We start from the raw sequence: 14998 nt of genomic DNA, 5'->3' as shown, positions 1-14998 counted from the left end.
ATCCGGCTATCAATTACTCGTTCCCTGCTAATTCATTTTTTAGAAGATTAGCTGCAGATAACACTTTTAAATCTTGTAGAATGTCGCCTGGTTTGTTTCCTTCTCCTACAATATAAGCTTCAAATTTTGTCCCAATAAAGTCAAATATATATTGAAATTGCTGAATCATGGGTAACCCTTTTATATAGGGCTCATCTCCACCAACTGCAATGACATATGCTTTTTTAGAAGACATCAGGGCCTTAAAATCAGGATAATCTGGATCCCTTAAAGTTTGCGACCATCGATCAATAAAATTCTTCATTATTCCTGTCATGCTATACCAATAAATAGGCGTAGAAAAAATAAGAATGTCATGCGGAAGTATGCGGTCAATGATGGCGTTATAATCATCGTTGATATTAGAAAAGCCCTCCTCAGTATGACGCTTATCAATGATCGGCTGAATTAAATAATCCTTTAAATAAATTTCTTCTACCATTAGGCCTTGAATAACTAATTTTGTTAATGTCTCTACATTCCCATCAGGACGATTTCCACCGTAAATAACTGCTATTGACATTTAGTATCCCTACTTCCTTAAAGTTTTAACTAGTGTCCCCGTATATCAATAGCTTATTATGATTTCACAAATCGATAAAGATGATTATTTCGATAAAATAAATCGAAAAATCCGATTACAATTGCATGCATACTTAATATGTTCAATTAAACTAGGATACAAAATGAAATCAATAGTTAGTTATAACCCCTCTAAATTATCCAACAAACTATACCCATATTTAGCAAATTGTTGTTTGACTTGGTTAATGCAATATTCAATTCGTTTCTTTTTTTCTTCTTCAGAATATCCTATTGGGTTTTTTACACAAGCACCCAAATCAATCCATTTCAAAGTGCTATTTTCCGTATCCCAGTATATATGTTCAAATTTAAAATCAAAATCGTATCTGTCTACATTCATCATATCTTTTTTTGCTTCAATCATTTTCAAAACAATTTCTTTTAATTCGTTGTTAGTTATGCCTTCTTTTAAAACCTGTGATAAAGTTTTACCATTCACTTTTTCTACAAATAAAAACTCTCTTTTTTTATATGCATAAATTTTAGGAAAATAAGGACTACTGTTTAACTCCAACAATGCGTAAATATCGTTATCCCCTTTTCCTTCAGATAAAAATTTTTTCAATATAATTCCTTTGTTTTTCATTTCATAAACAATTGACCGTTTTCGATGTAATTGAATGATTTCAACTTCTTTACTCAATATAAGATTATATTCATATAAATAAATAGACTCTTTAGTCTCTTCTGGTAGATCATAAAAATAATTTGTGACAAGCAAAACTTGATTACTCCTTTCATCATAAGAAGATTCGACAAAAAGAGCTTATTCCCTTTATATTTCCATTATTTCTACATTCAAAAAAGTGAATACATTTTAATCATTGGATAAGAAGAATTGGATGAAAGGTCACCTATCTTTACAAAAAACCCAAACTACACAGAAGCTCATAACACTTCATTAGTTTGGGTTTCTTTATAAATAAATTTTCTTTTCAAAGCACGCTTTCTATCAAATATTATAGATACTTTAACTATATTCTTTTAGGCCTTCCAATGAAAATCCAAATTACCAGGAACAAACTATATATAAATGGCATATAGAAAATACTCCCTGCATCTTCTCCATTCTTGATAGCGATTCCTATAAAAGCCCAGATAATTACTAATGGAAAAAATACATCTTGCTTATAAACACGTATAAAAGCAGCTAGCACAGTCGCAAGAATAAGTAATAACTGTGCCCATATTTCCTCTGAGAGCCCAAACCCATCCCACTCATAATATTTAAGCACAAAGCTAATATTAGCCATCAACGCCACACTAATCCACCCTAAATATACAGAAAACGGAAGTCTCCCTGAAAAACGATTATCCTCTTTCGGGTAACTTACATACAGAAAAATTATATGAACCAATAAGCCGACCATAATAACAATGGACGTTATAAACAATTCATAATGCCAGCTCAACAACCATGCGATATTTAAAAATGCAGTAATTACAAAGAGACCCAGATTGCTATTTATACGATTAGTAGTGGAAGACCGAAATTGTTGTACAAGCCAAATGAATAATAAAAAATAAATCAAGCCCCAAATACTAAAAACATAGCCTGCTGGAATAAACAATACATCTACCTGATTAGAAATTTCACCTGTCTTTTTCCCATTAATCCCCACCGTGCTAGCTAGTCCATTAATAATAACCATGGCGAAATAACTTATGAGTGCAATCCATTTCATGTTCTTTCCCCCTCATATACATCATCTAATTCAATATATTCATTACCCATTCCAACTTATAATTACTCCGCTTACATAACATTAATAAATTATTTAAAGCCATTAGCTTATCTATAAAATCGTATAGCCTATTCATTATGGCATGGAAGAAAAAACCAACAAATTGTCTCATTAAATTCCCCACCCTTATTTCCCTGTTATTCAATATTCAACCACTATAGTTATACAATTGTTGTACAACTTTTAAATATCTATATTATAATATGAAAAGTTGTAAGGTTTCGGAGAGCACTACGGTACACAAATACTCACAATCATGAATGTTACTAGCTATAGAAAGGCAGGGAAATAATGACACCAACAGATTGGCAATATAATATTACACAGGTATCTGAAATCACAGGGCTATCCAAACAAGTGATACGTAAATGGGAAGAGCGCTACCAACTTGTTCATCCCAAAAGATTAGAAAATGGACACCGTGTTTATAGTGAAGAGGATGTGCAGCTATATTTAAAAGTACTTAGCCTTTCGAACCAAGGCTATTCTATAAAACAAGCAGTGACAATTGTACTTAGCAATCAAAATGTTTTAGAGGCAGTTACCCCCACAGTGTTGACCATAAGCGACAATGTAGATCATTTCTGTAATCTTTTATTGGAAGAAGGAAGACTTTGCAATGAAGTAGAACTTAATCGACTCCTGCAACAAGCAAATCATTCATTAGGATTAGCAAAATTTCTATCACATGTGATTATTCCTTTCTTACAAGAGGTAGGAAGATTGTGGGAAAAACAGGAATGGACCGAGTATCAAGAATCTGTGACTACGATGATTGTTAGAGATTATTTAGTACAATTAAGACGGAATTATCACTCTAAAGAGGATGCACCACTTATAATGGGCGCATGCTTACCAGGGGAGCATCATGAAGTTCAACTTCACATTTTATTGTTGCAAGCAATGATGACTGGTTGGCGATCATTCCTTGTTGGCAGTTCTCCAGCTGTTGGGGCAATTGAATCTTTAATCATACATTTTAAACCAAAGGTGGTTCTATTATCTGCTATGACTACAAGGCCATTTGAGTTATACCCTACTAGCATTCAGCAATTAGATGACTTCGCTGCAAAACATCCTTCTATTCGATTTTATATGGGGGGTGCTGGCTCTGAAGAGTATTTAAAAACACATTCCTTACATTCAATTGCTATTGCCAGTACTATTGATGAAGTTATAAATAACTTATAAACTCTCACTCTAAATAACTTTATTTTTAGTAGGAGTTTAACGTTTTTGGTTAAAACTAGTACTATAAACAAACGTTAAAAAGTTTATTAATACTGCTATCCCTGTTTAAATAAGGCATTGTTATTACAACAACGAGAATATCATGGATGAAAGCATTGGTTACACATGCTTTTGTCTATGATTTTTTTTTGCACCAATAGCCATAAAATAATTTTTTAAATTTCAAGAATATATAGTTTGCACATTTTTGTACACTAATTGTATAATCACTGTATAACTTTTGTACAACCAATAAATATTTTTATCTATTTATAAATCATGACTCAATACAGGTAGTGTTAAAAGACTAAATAGCAGATACGGAGGTTTTTTACAATGAAAAAGGAGATTATTGTTATAGGAGCTGGTCCAGGTGGTTTAGCGTCGGCAATGCTGCTTAGCGCTAAAGGATTTAATGTCAAAGTTTACGAGAAACAACCCTATATTGGTGGTAGAACAAGTGAAATAAAGCTAGGAGAATATAAATTTGATATGGGCCCCACATTTTTAAATATGTTTTATATTATTGAAGAAATATTCGAGCTTGCCGGTAAAAATATACATAATTATATAGATCTAGTAAACCTCGATCCAATGTATGAATTAATTTTTCACGATAAACGCATTAAAATGACTCGTGATCGTGAGGAAATGATTCGTCAAATAAATGAACTATTTCCAGGCAATGAGGGATCTTTTGAAAAATATATGAAGGAAACTAATCACAAATTAGAAGCGTTAGTACCTGTATTGCAAGCAAGCATGAACCGTTATACAGATTTACTACAACCAAAAGTTTTAAAGGCATTGGGTGAGCTTGAAATCGGTAGATCTTTAATCGATACGCTTTCACGATTTTACAAGCAAGAGGAATTACAACTTGCCTTTACTTTCCAAGCAAAATACCTAGGCATGTCTCCGTGGGAAAGTCCTGGTGCATTTTCCATTCTATCTTTTATTGAGCATGCTTATGGTGTTTATCACATTACAGGTGGCATTAATAAGTTAACACAGGCAATGGCAAAGGTTGTACGAGAAAATGGTGGAGAGATCTACACGAACTGTGGCGTTTCAAAGCTCTGGTTGGATGGTCGAAAGGTAAAGGGTGTCATTTTAGATAATGGCGAAAAAATAGCATCTAATGAAGTAATAATAAATAGTGATTTTGGTCATGCGATGACTCATTTAGTCGAGCCTGGTGTTCTTAAAAAATACACTAAAGAAAAGTTAGAGAAGAAAAAATACTCTTGCTCTACTTTTATGCTTTATCTAGGTGTCAATAAAAAATTTGATTTGCCCCATCATACGATCTGGTTTGCAAAAAATTACCGAAAAAATGTTGAAGAAATTACTAACCATAAATTGTTGTCGGATGATCCATCTATCTACATTCAAAATGCAGTTGTAACAGATCCGACAGTTGCCCCACAAGGGAAATCAACGCTATATGTATTAGCACCAGTACCTAATAATTTCAGTCATATTGAGTGGGATACCTGTGAACAAGATTATCGTAACATGCTAATTGGGTTAATTGAGGACAAACTTGGCATTGAAAATCTAGAGCAATACATTGAAGAAGAACACATAATTTCACCGAAAAATTGGGAAGAGAATTTAGGTGTATATAAAGGAGCAACTTTTAACCTAGGTCATCAGCTTACACAGATGCTGACATTCCGCCCTCACAATAAATTTGAAGAATTAAAAAATAGCTGGTTAGTTGGCGGTGGTACACATCCAGGAAGTGGTTTACCGATTATCTTGGAGTCTGCCCGTATTACTTCTAATGGAATTCTACAAAAGCATGGTCTAGCACAATTAGCAGTGAAACCTTTACCTAAAATAGATCTCTTTAATACGGAACTCAATAACAAACCTAGTGAAAAAGTAATGTTGCATATCTAATAATCATTAAGTATGAATTAAATTTAGCTTAGCTACCTAATATAAGGATTTGAAAATATGAATATTCAGACAAAACATATGAATGAAAATGCAATTGTAGATTCAATGAAAAAAAATTTAGCCCTCGTAGAGTTTAACTTGAATAGAAAAGTGATTTGGGCTAATAAAAAATTTGCAGAGGTTCTAGGATATCAGGTGGATGAAGTTATTGGGATGGGTCATGAAAAGTTTTGTAAACCGGATTTTATACAAAGCCCAGACTATCATCTCCTATGGCAAGGTTTATTAAATGGAGAAAAATATGAAGGAAAAATTGAAAGAATAAGTAAAATGAACGATTCTATATGGCTTGAAGCAACTTACCTCCCCATTTTCAATGACAATAATAAGGTAAGTTCCATATTAAAAATTTCAACAGATATTACAAATCGAGAATTCAATACTTTAGAGATTATTGCTAAACTAAAAAGTATGCCTCAGGAGTTAGTAGAAATTGTTGTATCCAATTCAGAAGAAAACATAAAAGCTGTAGCATCACTTGCCAAAGAAGTTGACGCAATTAGAGATACTGTAAAAGTGATTCATACTATCGCTAAACAAACAAATGTCCTAGCACTGAATGCCGCAATAGAGGCTGCACGTGTTGGTGAAAAAGGTCGCGGATTTAAAGTCGTAGCAGAAGAGGTACGAAAATTAGCACTGAATGTTGATAATGCACTTCGAAATATCGAATATAATGTAATGACTATAGAAAGTGATACGGAAAAGGTCGATAATATTACACATGATTTGAAGAAAGTTGTAACAGAAACTCACAATGAATTTAATAAAGCCATTGATAGATTCGAAAAAATGCTTTAACTAGTCAATAATACAGCAGCTAAAGTTCTCAATAGATATTTGAGAGCTTTAGCTTCTTTTTTCTAACTAATTAATATCACTATAAATTATATTCTACTAACAATCTCCTTATTATTTAATGGTATTTTTTCATTTTTTCAAACCACCCAAATGCTATCTCAGCCTCTATACATTCATTGTCCTGTGTAACTAAAAAAATTACAAATGATTCACCAGATGGAAAAATAAATTTTCCATCTTCATCGCTTACTAAAGTACTTTGTGGTGGAACAATTCGTTTAAACGCATTTACTCCTTTATATGGGTGCCCTTCAACAAGTTCAGCAAATTCAATTTTAACGTCTGGATTTGGTGGTGGATAAATGGCTGTATTAGTAGGCGTTACATTTTTAGAAATCATTGAATCCCCAGGAGGTATTGCATTAAACCAAATTTCAGCTAGAATAGGTTGCTTAGAATAATTAGTAATGGTAAACGCATTTACAAACAAATCCACATTAGAATATTTAGGATTACTTAAGCTTCCCCACGCATTTCTTCCTTTTTGTAAGGTAATTAATTCGGTTTGCCCAACAAAATATTGACCTAATAATGATTCATATAAAGGCGTAGGAATACTAACTACTTTCATAAATCGATCATTATTTTTCATTGTCAATCTCACCCCCTTTTATATATTAATGTATGTATTTTTAGTAGGGATGTTTAGACGAAAATATCTTACAAATAAGAGGTTGAAATAATCAACACACAATCCTTAATTTTACGACTAATTCCATATTACAATGACTTTTAAGCATGTTTATAGTTCGTAAATGATGGTGAATGAGAGCTAGCACTAAATAAGCAATATAAGAAAACGACCTAAAAGCTTATTGAAAGCTAGTAGGTCGTTTTTTTATCTATGCTTCTACTGAGATATGCTGGAAGGTTGTCACATCAAATAATCCTGTATCTGTTAGCTTTAAAGCAGGAATAACTGGTAATGCCACAAAAGAAAACGTCAGTAGAAAATGGAAATCTAATGTTGGATTAAGCGTCTTTAATGCACTGTGCAAGCCTGCTAGCTGCTCCTTTGCTTGCTGAGCTGGTACATCTGTCATCAAGCCTCCAATGGTTAATGGCATCTCCGCTAGAATATGGCCATCCGCTACAATGACAAAGCCTCCTTGAATTTCCTGAATGCGTGTAAGCGCCAGGACCATATCCTCATCATTTGTTCCTACAACAAGGGCATTATGTGAATCATGAGCTACTGTTGTGGCAACTGCCCCTTTTTGTAAGCCAAAGCCTTTGACGATTCCTAAACCTGTCGTGTGTAACTGATGATGACGTTCGATGACGGCTAATTTCAGTAGATCTTGTTCTACAGAAGGGACGAAAACACCATCCTTTATAGGTACATCCATTATTACATGATTGGTAATTAGCTGATTTGGCACAATCTCCATTACATTCGCCTTTGTACCCTTTGTGAATGCTAGTTGTAGCCTATCCTTTGTAATGGTTGGTAAATGGACAGATTGATGGATATGAGCAGGCACAACTGGCACTTGACGATTAGTCAGCATTCTACCATCTTCAGCCACTTTCCGCCCATTTTTCCATACGGCCTTTGCCTGCATTGTTGACAAATTCTCTACTAACACAAAATCTGCCTTATAGCCTGGTGCGAGTATACCTCGATCCAATAAACGATAGCATTCTGCGGTGTTAACGGTAGCTAACTGGATTGCTTGCAATGGTGGCATCCCTTCAGCTATTGCCATGGCGATATCATAATTGATGCTGCCTTCGTCGATTAATTCATCCACATATTTATCATCTGTACAGAAACCAAAGCGCCGAGCATTATGTGACTGGACAGCTGGCAATAAGTCACGTAAGTTTTTAGCGGCTGAGCCTTCTCGGATCAGTACATACATCCCCTGCTCTACACGGTCAATGGCTTCCTCAGCCGTTACACATTCATGATCTGTGTGAATACCCGCAGCTCGATAGCCTGTAATTTGCTCGCTTTGTAAGCCTGCACAATGCCCATCAATGACTAAATTTGCTTCCTTTGATAATAAAATTTTCTGAAGCATGTCCTCTTGCCCATTTAATACCGCTGGGAAATCCATGACCTCAGCTAATCCCCGAACCTGTTCATGTTGTAAAAATGGCGCCAAATCCTTAGCCGTTAGTGTAGCGCCTGCATTTTCAAACTGTGTACCTGGTACACTTGATGGCAGCATGACAAAAATATCCATATCTGCATTTTGTGCATCATCGAGCATAAATTGAATGCCTTCCGCTCCTGCGACATTGGCAATCTCATGAGGATCTGTCATCACTGTTGTAATACCATGAGGAAGTAAAACGCGACTAAATTCCCCTGGTGTCAACATAGAAGACTCAATATGTATATGCCCATCAATTAAACCAGGAATGACATAGCCTCCTGCCGCATCCTCTTCCTGTTTAGCGTGAAACTTATTCGTGCGATCTAGAGCAACAATCATACCATTTTTCACGACGATATCTGCTTTTTGCCATGTTAACGAAAAAACATCCGCAATTTGCGCATTTCTCAGTATAAAATCTGCCTCTAATTTTCCTTGAGAGGATAATACATTTTGTGTTAGCTGCTGTAATTTTATCGCCATAACCTATACTCCTTTTTCTTTTAAGAACTATCATGCCAAAAAGATGCTAACCATTGCAACTATTTATCGCTACATGAGTAAAAAACGACCATTGTCAATGGTCGTTTGAAAATTCTAGCTCTTTAGGTGGCTGCCCTTTTTTATTCATTAAGCGCATACGAATAGGCTCAATCTTTAATGTCACCATTTCATCCTGATTGCCAATAAAGATACTCGTAAAAAATTCAGCTAGTTTATTTTTTATCCCTTCTTCATGTACTTCTGTAAGTTTTCCTTCTATTTCCACATACGTATCACCAAAACCACCATTTTCGTAGCCATATAAAATATGGGTATATGGGTTTTTGCGTAGCTCTTCCATTTTTTCTGAATGTTTATTCGTCACTGTATACAATACAAAATCTTCATGCTGGAACGTCATGTATCGTGAGTAAGGCTTGCCATTTTCTACAGTTGCCATTGTTCCAATCTTTTCTCGATTTAATACTTCTAAAATTTCATCACGTACAGAAGTCATAGTATCCCATCCTTTCATCTATATACCTATTTTGCCCTTTCCCAAGAAAGCTAAACCGTATTTTTTTGAAAAATGCGAAATGACAATCTTCGGACATAATGAAAATCTATTGTTATAATAACTGGATGGACAACAGGAATTTTCGAATGAATGAGGGTTAAAAATGAAACAAGCTTTTCTTACGCGCTGTTTGTTTTTCATAACAGGCATTATCGTGCTTTCTTTTGGTATCACCTTAACAATTAAAGGCCAACTTTTTGGAGTGGGCTCATGGGATGTACTACATATTGGCTTAACAAAAACAGTAGGCTTATCAATCGGTTCATGGTCCATTATTTTGGGACTTGCTATTTTAGCATTTGATATGCTGATTACAAAAAAATTCCCTTTACCTGGAACGTTTATCGATATGTTTTTGGCAGGCATTTTTATTGATATTTTTAACTATTGGTTACCTGATATTGATGGTTTTTGGATGCAACTTATATCTTACCTAACAGGGTTAGTTTTACTTGGCTGGGGCTGTGGGATGTATATGGTGGCGAACTTAGGTATTGGACCGCGTGATACACTCATGCTGATGATGGTCCATAAGCTTGGCTGGAGTGTGACTCGCTCTCGTACAACAATGGAAGTAACGGTTGCAATTATTGGCTTCCTACTTGGTGGTCCTATTGGTATCGGTACGGTATTTATGGCATTTGGACTTGGACCAATCGTACAATTTGCCTTATCCTATAACGAAAAATTATTTATGCGATGGACAGGCGTGAAAAGCGCTGTTGTCTAAACTTTAATGACAATGCAGTTTTTGCATTGTCTTTTTTTACAGTTGAAATATACAGTTCAACTATATATAATCAAACTATATAGTCTGACTGTATATTTGAGGTGAAGATGTGAAAAAACATAAATTATTACCTTTATCTGAAACCATGCATTACATTTTACTTGCCTTACGTGAACCACTGCATGGTTATGCGATGATGCAAAAAATTGAGGAAATGAGTGCTGGTACAGTAAGGATTGCTGCTGGTACTATGTATGGAGCCATTGAAAATTTATTGAAATATCATTGGATTACACCTGTTGAAACCCAGGATTCAAGACGCAAGGTTTATCAAACGACCGAAGAGGGTCTAGAAATATTAGCGGCAGAGCAGCAAAGATTGCAGCACATTTTAGCTTTATATGAGGGAGCTGGCAAACATGATAAAATTTAAAGTCTTTTTTGATATCGAAAAGGAAGAGCGCTGGTTAAATGAAATGTTAGCTAAGGGTTGGCTATGCTCCAATATAAACTCAGCAGGTATTTATACATTTCAGCCTACTGAAGATCTTGAACAAGTTATTCGGATTGATTGTCAGCAGGAGCTTCGCAAAGAAAATAAAGCTACCTATAAGCAATTACATGAGGATTTTGGCTGGCGTATAGTAAAAGAAAAATCATATGATGGCACCTATTATTGGACAAAAAGTAAAGATGGTAATGATGAATTATTTTCAGATCATGATTCCCACATTGCGAAATATAAACGTTTAATGAAACATGCAAGCAATTGGGCAATACTCTCATTTATCTTCTTAATGATTTTCTATGGCAACGATGGCGTCGCTCCCTTTTTCAGTATAAAAAGCGCATATTATACCCCTGGTTTATGGGATAAAGAAGGTTCTGTTTTCCTTTTTGCTTTCTTATTTGAAACACCCTTCGCCATCATGCGCTTTATTCCACCATGGCTATTTTTAGCAACTTGTAGTATATATATCACGCTGTATTATCGTTATCGTAAATCCATACAGCAATTTTTATAGCAAATAGCAAGAAGCCTCTTACGTAGTGTAAGGAGGCTCCTCTTTCCTTTATGCTTCTGGTTCAGCAGTATTTTGTCCTGTTGCTTCCATCACTTCTGGCGTATCGTCCACTGTATCATCTTCTTGTACGTTTTCAGCAGCTGGTGGTGTAATCGTCACAAGTGTGTAGTCATCCTCTTGTAAAATTTCAAACGAGAACTGTTGACGAATATCTCCGACGTATAGAGAAGTCCCAATTGCAACATTTGTAACATCTATTTCAATGGTTTCTGGAATGTCAGTTGGCTTCACTTTAATACGCACTTCACGATTAGGCTGGAGCAGGAATCCGCCATCAGCAACTCCCACTGCATCCCCAACTACAGTCACTGGAATATCCACTTCTAGCTCCTCTGACATATTGATGGATTTAAAATCCACATGCTTAACATTCCCTTTTAATGCACAACGTTGTACCTCTGTTAAAACTGCATTAATGCGTTTTCCTTCAACATCTAATTGGAAAACACTTTTCGTACCTTGTGTAGCTAACATTTTTGCAAAGGCTCTCGCATCTAACATAATCGCCGTTGATTCCATTTGAAAGCCGTAAACCACACCTGGAATGCGCCCATTTTGTCGAAGCTGTGTTAAAGAAGATTGTCGTCCCTTTTGACGTTTACTGGCAGTTAAAACCATATTCATCGAATATTTCCCCTTTCATGGAAACTAGTCTCATAAAAGGTTTTGCCTTTTCTATTATATTTTATACATAGCAAGCACGCGATTATTTTGTCAGTATGGTAGTGATAATTTGCCTCTCGGGATTACCGTTACGCAATACAACACAGAGTGCGATAATCGCTAAAACCGTACAAACCATAAACATGACCATATAGGACGTAAATTGCACAATAAAGCCCATCAAAAATCCACCCAACCCAAAGCCTAAATCATAGGTAGCTAAAAATAAACCTAGCAAAACATTTCTCGATTCTTTTGGTACAACAAACGACATATATGTAGTAATTGTCGGATATAGCATCGCTGAGGCAAGGCCATTGAAAACAGCGGAAATATAGACAAAAGAACCTATTTCAGGTAAAACAGCAAGCAGCGTTGTGCCCAATATGGAGCTGAAAAGCACACAGGCAATAAATTTCGGATGCCATTGACCATCTGAAGGAATAGAGCGTCGCAATACAAAGCGACTACCCACCACGACCAATGCCTGTAACGTTAAATAAATAGCTGGATTCCCCACTCCCTCAGTCAGCATAAACAATGGTAAAAACGTGGTGATGGCGCCAAAAATAGCAGCACCAAGAACCATAACGATTGCTGATAGGATTAGCCCCTTGTGTTGTTTTGCCCCCTTCATGGCGGCTATCAGCTCTCTTGTTGTCACAACTTCTGTGTCTTCCTTTGCTTTTGGTAAAGGGGAGCCAATAAAAAACAGTAGTGGCAGAAGAGCCAACAAAACCACAAAGATCAATAAATGCTGTCTATCAAATTGCGTCCACAAGAGTAGCGCTACTGCAGGTCCATATAAACCAGGTACAACACTGGATAAGGAATACATCGACATGCCTTGCCCTCGATCATGATCGTGTAAAACATCTGTAATACCTAACTGCATCGCCATAGAAAAGAAAGCGGTGATGATACCCTGTAGGGCTCGTACTAAAAAGACACTATCAATACCAAATATTACATAGATAAGCAGTGCAAGTGCATGGCCAATTAACAGCCATTGCATAATGGTATAAGGGCTATGCTTGGCGACCATTTGGCCAGCAAAAGGTCTTAATAGCATACAAACAAGCATATACATGGCCATCATGGCACCAATTTCGCCCTCCAAGTACCCTCCATCCGCTGCTTCTAATGGAAAAATAACTGTCAACATGGCATTGGCGGTAAAAAAAATAACCGCAAGCCCATATAATTGCATCATGCGAAGGGATAAAGGCTGAAGTTTCATGATACTTGCTCCCCTTGCAACGAAGAAATTTCTTGACGGCTTATAGGTAATCTAGAGGCTAATAAGCGCTGGCTGATCGGATGGGTCATATATGGAATTTGAGACACATCATGAAGAAATTCCACCACTTCCCCCTGGTCTACAACAGCTACTTCATCTGCAAACAAACTAACTGCGTGTAAATCGTGGGTAATAAATAAGTAACTGAGGCCCCTTTCCTGTTGCAATTGTTTCAATAGTTTTAGAATACTGATTTGTACCAATATATCTAAACTATTAATGGATTCATCCAAGATAATGAGCTTAGGGTCTGTTGCTATCGCCCTTGCTATGGTCACCCGCTGTAACTGACCACCACTTAATTGATGAGGGTATTTTTGAGCATCTCGCTCCGATAGTCCCACCTGTACTAAAAGTTCCTCTATTTTTTCTAGCCGCTGTTGTTTCGTCAACTGTAAATGACATTTCATTGGCTCTGCAATGATGTCTCGAATCTTCATTTTCGGATTAACAGCACTATGGCAATCTTGAAAAACGATTTGAATATTTTTTTGTAATTGCTTCTTCTCTTCTTTGCATGTCGTTGCTAGGTTTATATGATCGAATTGTATGGTGCCGCTATCCGGCTTTTCCATACCTATTATCAGCTTTCCTAGTGTGGTTTTGCCACTACCGCTCTCCCCGACAATGGCTAAGCAAACGCCTTGCTCCAAGTTGAATGATATATTTTTCACAGCTTCTATCGTTACATATTCCCCAAACCATCTCTTTTTTCGATAGGTTTTAGATACTTGCTGGATTTCTAACATCGACTTTCCTCCTGTCGTACCCAATAGTTCGTGTCTAGTTCATATAGGATTCCGTTTGTATCACCTGACCAGCTATCCACAAGTTTTTCGAGCTGATCACCCTTCCTTTTGGCTGCGACCAATGCTCTTGTATAGGAATGAACAGGGTTTTGTAATAGCCGTTCGGCTGGGCCGTATTCCATGATTTTCCCTCTTCGCATAACTACAATTTGATCTGCCATTCGAGCGATGACGCCAAGATCATGTGACACAATCAGCATCGTTGTCTGATATTGTTGCTGACAATGAGACAATTCCTCTAAAATCTTGAGCTGTGTCATCGTATCAAGGGCTGTCGTTGGCTCATCTGCAAGTAAAAGTTTCGGACGAAGACTCATAGCCAGGGCAATCATGACACGTTGAAGCATGCCCCCGCTTAACTCGTGAGGATATTTTTTTAACAGTCTTGAATCGCTCAATTGAAAAAAAGCAAGTTGCTCAGTTGCTATGTGCAATGCTTGTTTTTTACTGAGCGATCGGTGTGCTTGTAATGTTTCAATCATATGCTCTCCTATTGTTATAATAGGATTAAACATAGCCATAGGATTCTGCAATATACATGCCACGTCATTGCCCCGAAGACCTCGCAACTGCTGTTCATCCATTCCCAGTAAGGAACGCCCTTCTAATAAAATGTCTCCCTCATAGTTTCGGGACTCCCGAAACAGTTGCAAGATAGCATAGCACAGCATCGTTTTACCGCTACCGCTTTCCCCGACAATGCCAAGCGTTGTACCAGTTGGAATCTGGAAATCAACATGCTGCACAACTTTTTTAGGTCCCTGCGCTGTTTGAAGCGTAATTGACAAATCCCTTATCTCTAACATATTGTCACCTCT

16 protein-coding genes are annotated in these 14998 nt (G+C 36.5%); 6 read left to right on the top strand and 10 right to left on the bottom strand.

What is annotated here, in order from left to right; translation table 11 throughout:
• Positions 1 to 13: 13 nt before the first annotated feature.
• The 3 genes from HCH28_RS06580 to HCH28_RS06570 form a co-directional block, all read right to left on the bottom strand.
• Positions 14 to 562, bottom strand: a complete 549-nt coding sequence (locus HCH28_RS06580) for a flavodoxin family protein (RefSeq protein ID WP_221680294.1) — start codon at positions 560 to 562, stop codon at positions 14 to 16.
• Between the two features lie 180 nt (positions 563 to 742).
• A complete protein-coding gene (locus tag HCH28_RS06575) occupies positions 743 to 1345 on the bottom strand; it encodes a hypothetical protein (protein WP_054550453.1) in 603 nt (200 codons plus the stop codon).
• Positions 1346 to 1598: 253 nt separating this feature from the next.
• Entirely contained in the window at positions 1599 to 2309 is a 711-nt protein-coding gene (locus HCH28_RS06570) for a TspO/MBR family protein (protein WP_221680293.1), read from the bottom strand.
• Positions 2310 to 2660: 351 nt separating this feature from the next.
• Between HCH28_RS06570 and HCH28_RS06565 the strand changes: the two genes are divergently transcribed.
• The 3 genes from HCH28_RS06565 (at position 2661) to HCH28_RS25305 (ending at position 6368) form a co-directional block, all read left to right on the top strand.
• Positions 2661 to 3560, top strand: coding sequence for a MerR family transcriptional regulator (locus tag HCH28_RS06565; RefSeq protein WP_221680292.1), 900 nt, complete (start codon positions 2661 to 2663; stop codon positions 3558 to 3560).
• Between the two features lie 375 nt (positions 3561 to 3935).
• Positions 3936 to 5507 carry a phytoene desaturase family protein gene (locus HCH28_RS06560; RefSeq protein ID WP_221680291.1) on the top strand — a complete coding sequence of 524 codons (1572 nt, stop codon included), beginning with the start codon at positions 3936 to 3938 and terminating at the stop codon, positions 5505 to 5507.
• Between the two features lie 57 nt (positions 5508 to 5564).
• Entirely contained in the window at positions 5565 to 6368 is an 804-nt protein-coding gene (locus HCH28_RS25305) for a methyl-accepting chemotaxis protein (protein ID WP_004230681.1), read from the top strand.
• 115 nt (positions 6369 to 6483) lie between these two features.
• Here HCH28_RS25305 and HCH28_RS06550 read toward each other — a convergent pair whose 3' ends face one another.
• From HCH28_RS06550 to HCH28_RS06540, 3 genes are all read right to left on the bottom strand, one after another.
• On the bottom strand, positions 6484 to 7020 hold the full coding sequence (locus HCH28_RS06550) for a DUF6143 family protein (protein WP_221680290.1): 537 nt from the start codon (positions 7018 to 7020) through the stop codon (positions 6484 to 6486).
• 250 nt (positions 7021 to 7270) lie between these two features.
• Positions 7271 to 9016, bottom strand: a complete 1746-nt coding sequence (gene ade / locus HCH28_RS06545) for an adenine deaminase (RefSeq protein WP_221680289.1) — start codon at positions 9014 to 9016, stop codon at positions 7271 to 7273.
• Between the two features lie 94 nt (positions 9017 to 9110).
• On the bottom strand, positions 9111 to 9533 hold the full coding sequence (locus tag HCH28_RS06540) for a pyridoxamine 5'-phosphate oxidase family protein (protein ID WP_048392416.1): 423 nt from the start codon (positions 9531 to 9533) through the stop codon (positions 9111 to 9113).
• A gap of 163 nt (positions 9534 to 9696) precedes the next feature.
• Between HCH28_RS06540 and HCH28_RS06535 the strand changes: the two genes are divergently transcribed.
• From HCH28_RS06535 to HCH28_RS06525, 3 genes are all read left to right on the top strand, one after another.
• Positions 9697 to 10323, top strand: a complete 627-nt coding sequence (locus tag HCH28_RS06535; RefSeq protein ID WP_205444071.1) for a YczE/YyaS/YitT family protein — start codon at positions 9697 to 9699, stop codon at positions 10321 to 10323.
• Positions 10324 to 10468: 145 nt separating this feature from the next.
• A complete protein-coding gene (locus tag HCH28_RS06530) occupies positions 10469 to 10756 on the top strand; it encodes a PadR family transcriptional regulator (RefSeq protein ID WP_036218718.1) in 288 nt (95 codons plus the stop codon).
• Positions 10743 to 11348 carry a DUF2812 domain-containing protein gene (locus HCH28_RS06525; RefSeq protein ID WP_221680288.1) on the top strand — a complete coding sequence of 202 codons (606 nt, stop codon included), beginning with the start codon at positions 10743 to 10745 and terminating at the stop codon, positions 11346 to 11348. Before HCH28_RS06530 ends, HCH28_RS06525 begins: the two co-directional genes overlap by 14 nt.
• A gap of 48 nt (positions 11349 to 11396) precedes the next feature.
• Here HCH28_RS06525 and HCH28_RS06520 read toward each other — a convergent pair whose 3' ends face one another.
• The 4 genes from HCH28_RS06520 to HCH28_RS06505 all read right to left on the bottom strand — a co-directional run bounded on the left by HCH28_RS06520 (position 11397) and on the right by HCH28_RS06505 (position 14986).
• The gene (locus HCH28_RS06520) at positions 11397 to 12032 is read right to left on the bottom strand and encodes a 50S ribosomal protein L25/general stress protein Ctc (protein WP_221680287.1); all 636 of its coding nucleotides are present in this window, start codon (positions 12030 to 12032) and stop codon (positions 11397 to 11399) included.
• A gap of 82 nt (positions 12033 to 12114) precedes the next feature.
• Entirely contained in the window at positions 12115 to 13311 is a 1197-nt protein-coding gene (gene cntE / locus HCH28_RS06515) for a staphylopine family metallophore export MFS transporter CntE (protein WP_221680286.1), read from the bottom strand.
• Positions 13308 to 14120 (bottom strand): ABC transporter ATP-binding protein, encoded by an 813-nt coding sequence (locus HCH28_RS06510; protein WP_221680285.1) that lies wholly within the window; start codon positions 14118 to 14120, stop codon positions 13308 to 13310. Before HCH28_RS06510 ends, cntE begins: the two co-directional genes overlap by 4 nt.
• Positions 14114 to 14986, bottom strand: a complete 873-nt coding sequence (locus HCH28_RS06505) for an ABC transporter ATP-binding protein (protein ID WP_221680284.1) — start codon at positions 14984 to 14986, stop codon at positions 14114 to 14116. Before HCH28_RS06505 ends, HCH28_RS06510 begins: the two co-directional genes overlap by 7 nt.
• Between the last annotated feature and the right edge of the window lie 12 nt (positions 14987 to 14998).

Origin of the sequence: Lysinibacillus sp. K60 (assembly GCF_019731275.1) — a bacterium.
Lineage (GTDB): Bacteria > Bacillota > Bacilli > Bacillales_A > Planococcaceae > Lysinibacillus > Lysinibacillus capsici.
The sequence above is the reverse complement of the archived record's forward strand: the minus strand, read 5'-3'. Positions and strand labels throughout refer to the sequence as shown.

Coding starts and splice junctions, on each gene's coding strand:
- HCH28_RS06535 (WP_205444071.1), top strand. CDS start 9,697: ATGAAACAAGCTTTTCTTACGCGCTGTTTGTTTTTCATAACAGGCATT.
- HCH28_RS06530 (WP_036218718.1), top strand. CDS start 10,469: ATGCATTACATTTTACTTGCCTTACGTGAACCACTGCATGGTTATGCG.
- HCH28_RS06550 (WP_221680290.1), bottom strand. CDS start 7,020: ATGAAAAATAATGATCGATTTATGAAAGTAGTTAGTATTCCTACGCCT.
- HCH28_RS06540 (WP_048392416.1), bottom strand. CDS start 9,533: ATGACTTCTGTACGTGATGAAATTTTAGAAGTATTAAATCGAGAAAAG.
- HCH28_RS25305 (WP_004230681.1), top strand. CDS start 5,565: ATGAATATTCAGACAAAACATATGAATGAAAATGCAATTGTAGATTCA.
- HCH28_RS06505 (WP_221680284.1), bottom strand. CDS start 14,986: ATGTTAGAGATAAGGGATTTGTCAATTACGCTTCAAACAGCGCAGGGA.
- HCH28_RS06525 (WP_221680288.1), top strand. CDS start 10,743: ATGATAAAATTTAAAGTCTTTTTTGATATCGAAAAGGAAGAGCGCTGG.
- HCH28_RS06520 (WP_221680287.1), bottom strand. CDS start 12,032: ATGAATATGGTTTTAACTGCCAGTAAACGTCAAAAGGGACGACAATCT.
- HCH28_RS06580 (WP_221680294.1), bottom strand. CDS start 562: ATGTCAATAGCAGTTATTTACGGTGGAAATCGTCCTGATGGGAATGTA.
- HCH28_RS06560 (WP_221680291.1), top strand. CDS start 3,936: ATGAAAAAGGAGATTATTGTTATAGGAGCTGGTCCAGGTGGTTTAGCG.
- cntE (WP_221680286.1), bottom strand. CDS start 13,311: ATGAAACTTCAGCCTTTATCCCTTCGCATGATGCAATTATATGGGCTT.
- ade (WP_221680289.1), bottom strand. CDS start 9,016: ATGGCGATAAAATTACAGCAGCTAACACAAAATGTATTATCCTCTCAA.
- HCH28_RS06510 (WP_221680285.1), bottom strand. CDS start 14,120: ATGTTAGAAATCCAGCAAGTATCTAAAACCTATCGAAAAAAGAGATGG.
- HCH28_RS06570 (WP_221680293.1), bottom strand. CDS start 2,309: ATGAAATGGATTGCACTCATAAGTTATTTCGCCATGGTTATTATTAAT.
- HCH28_RS06565 (WP_221680292.1), top strand. CDS start 2,661: ATGACACCAACAGATTGGCAATATAATATTACACAGGTATCTGAAATC.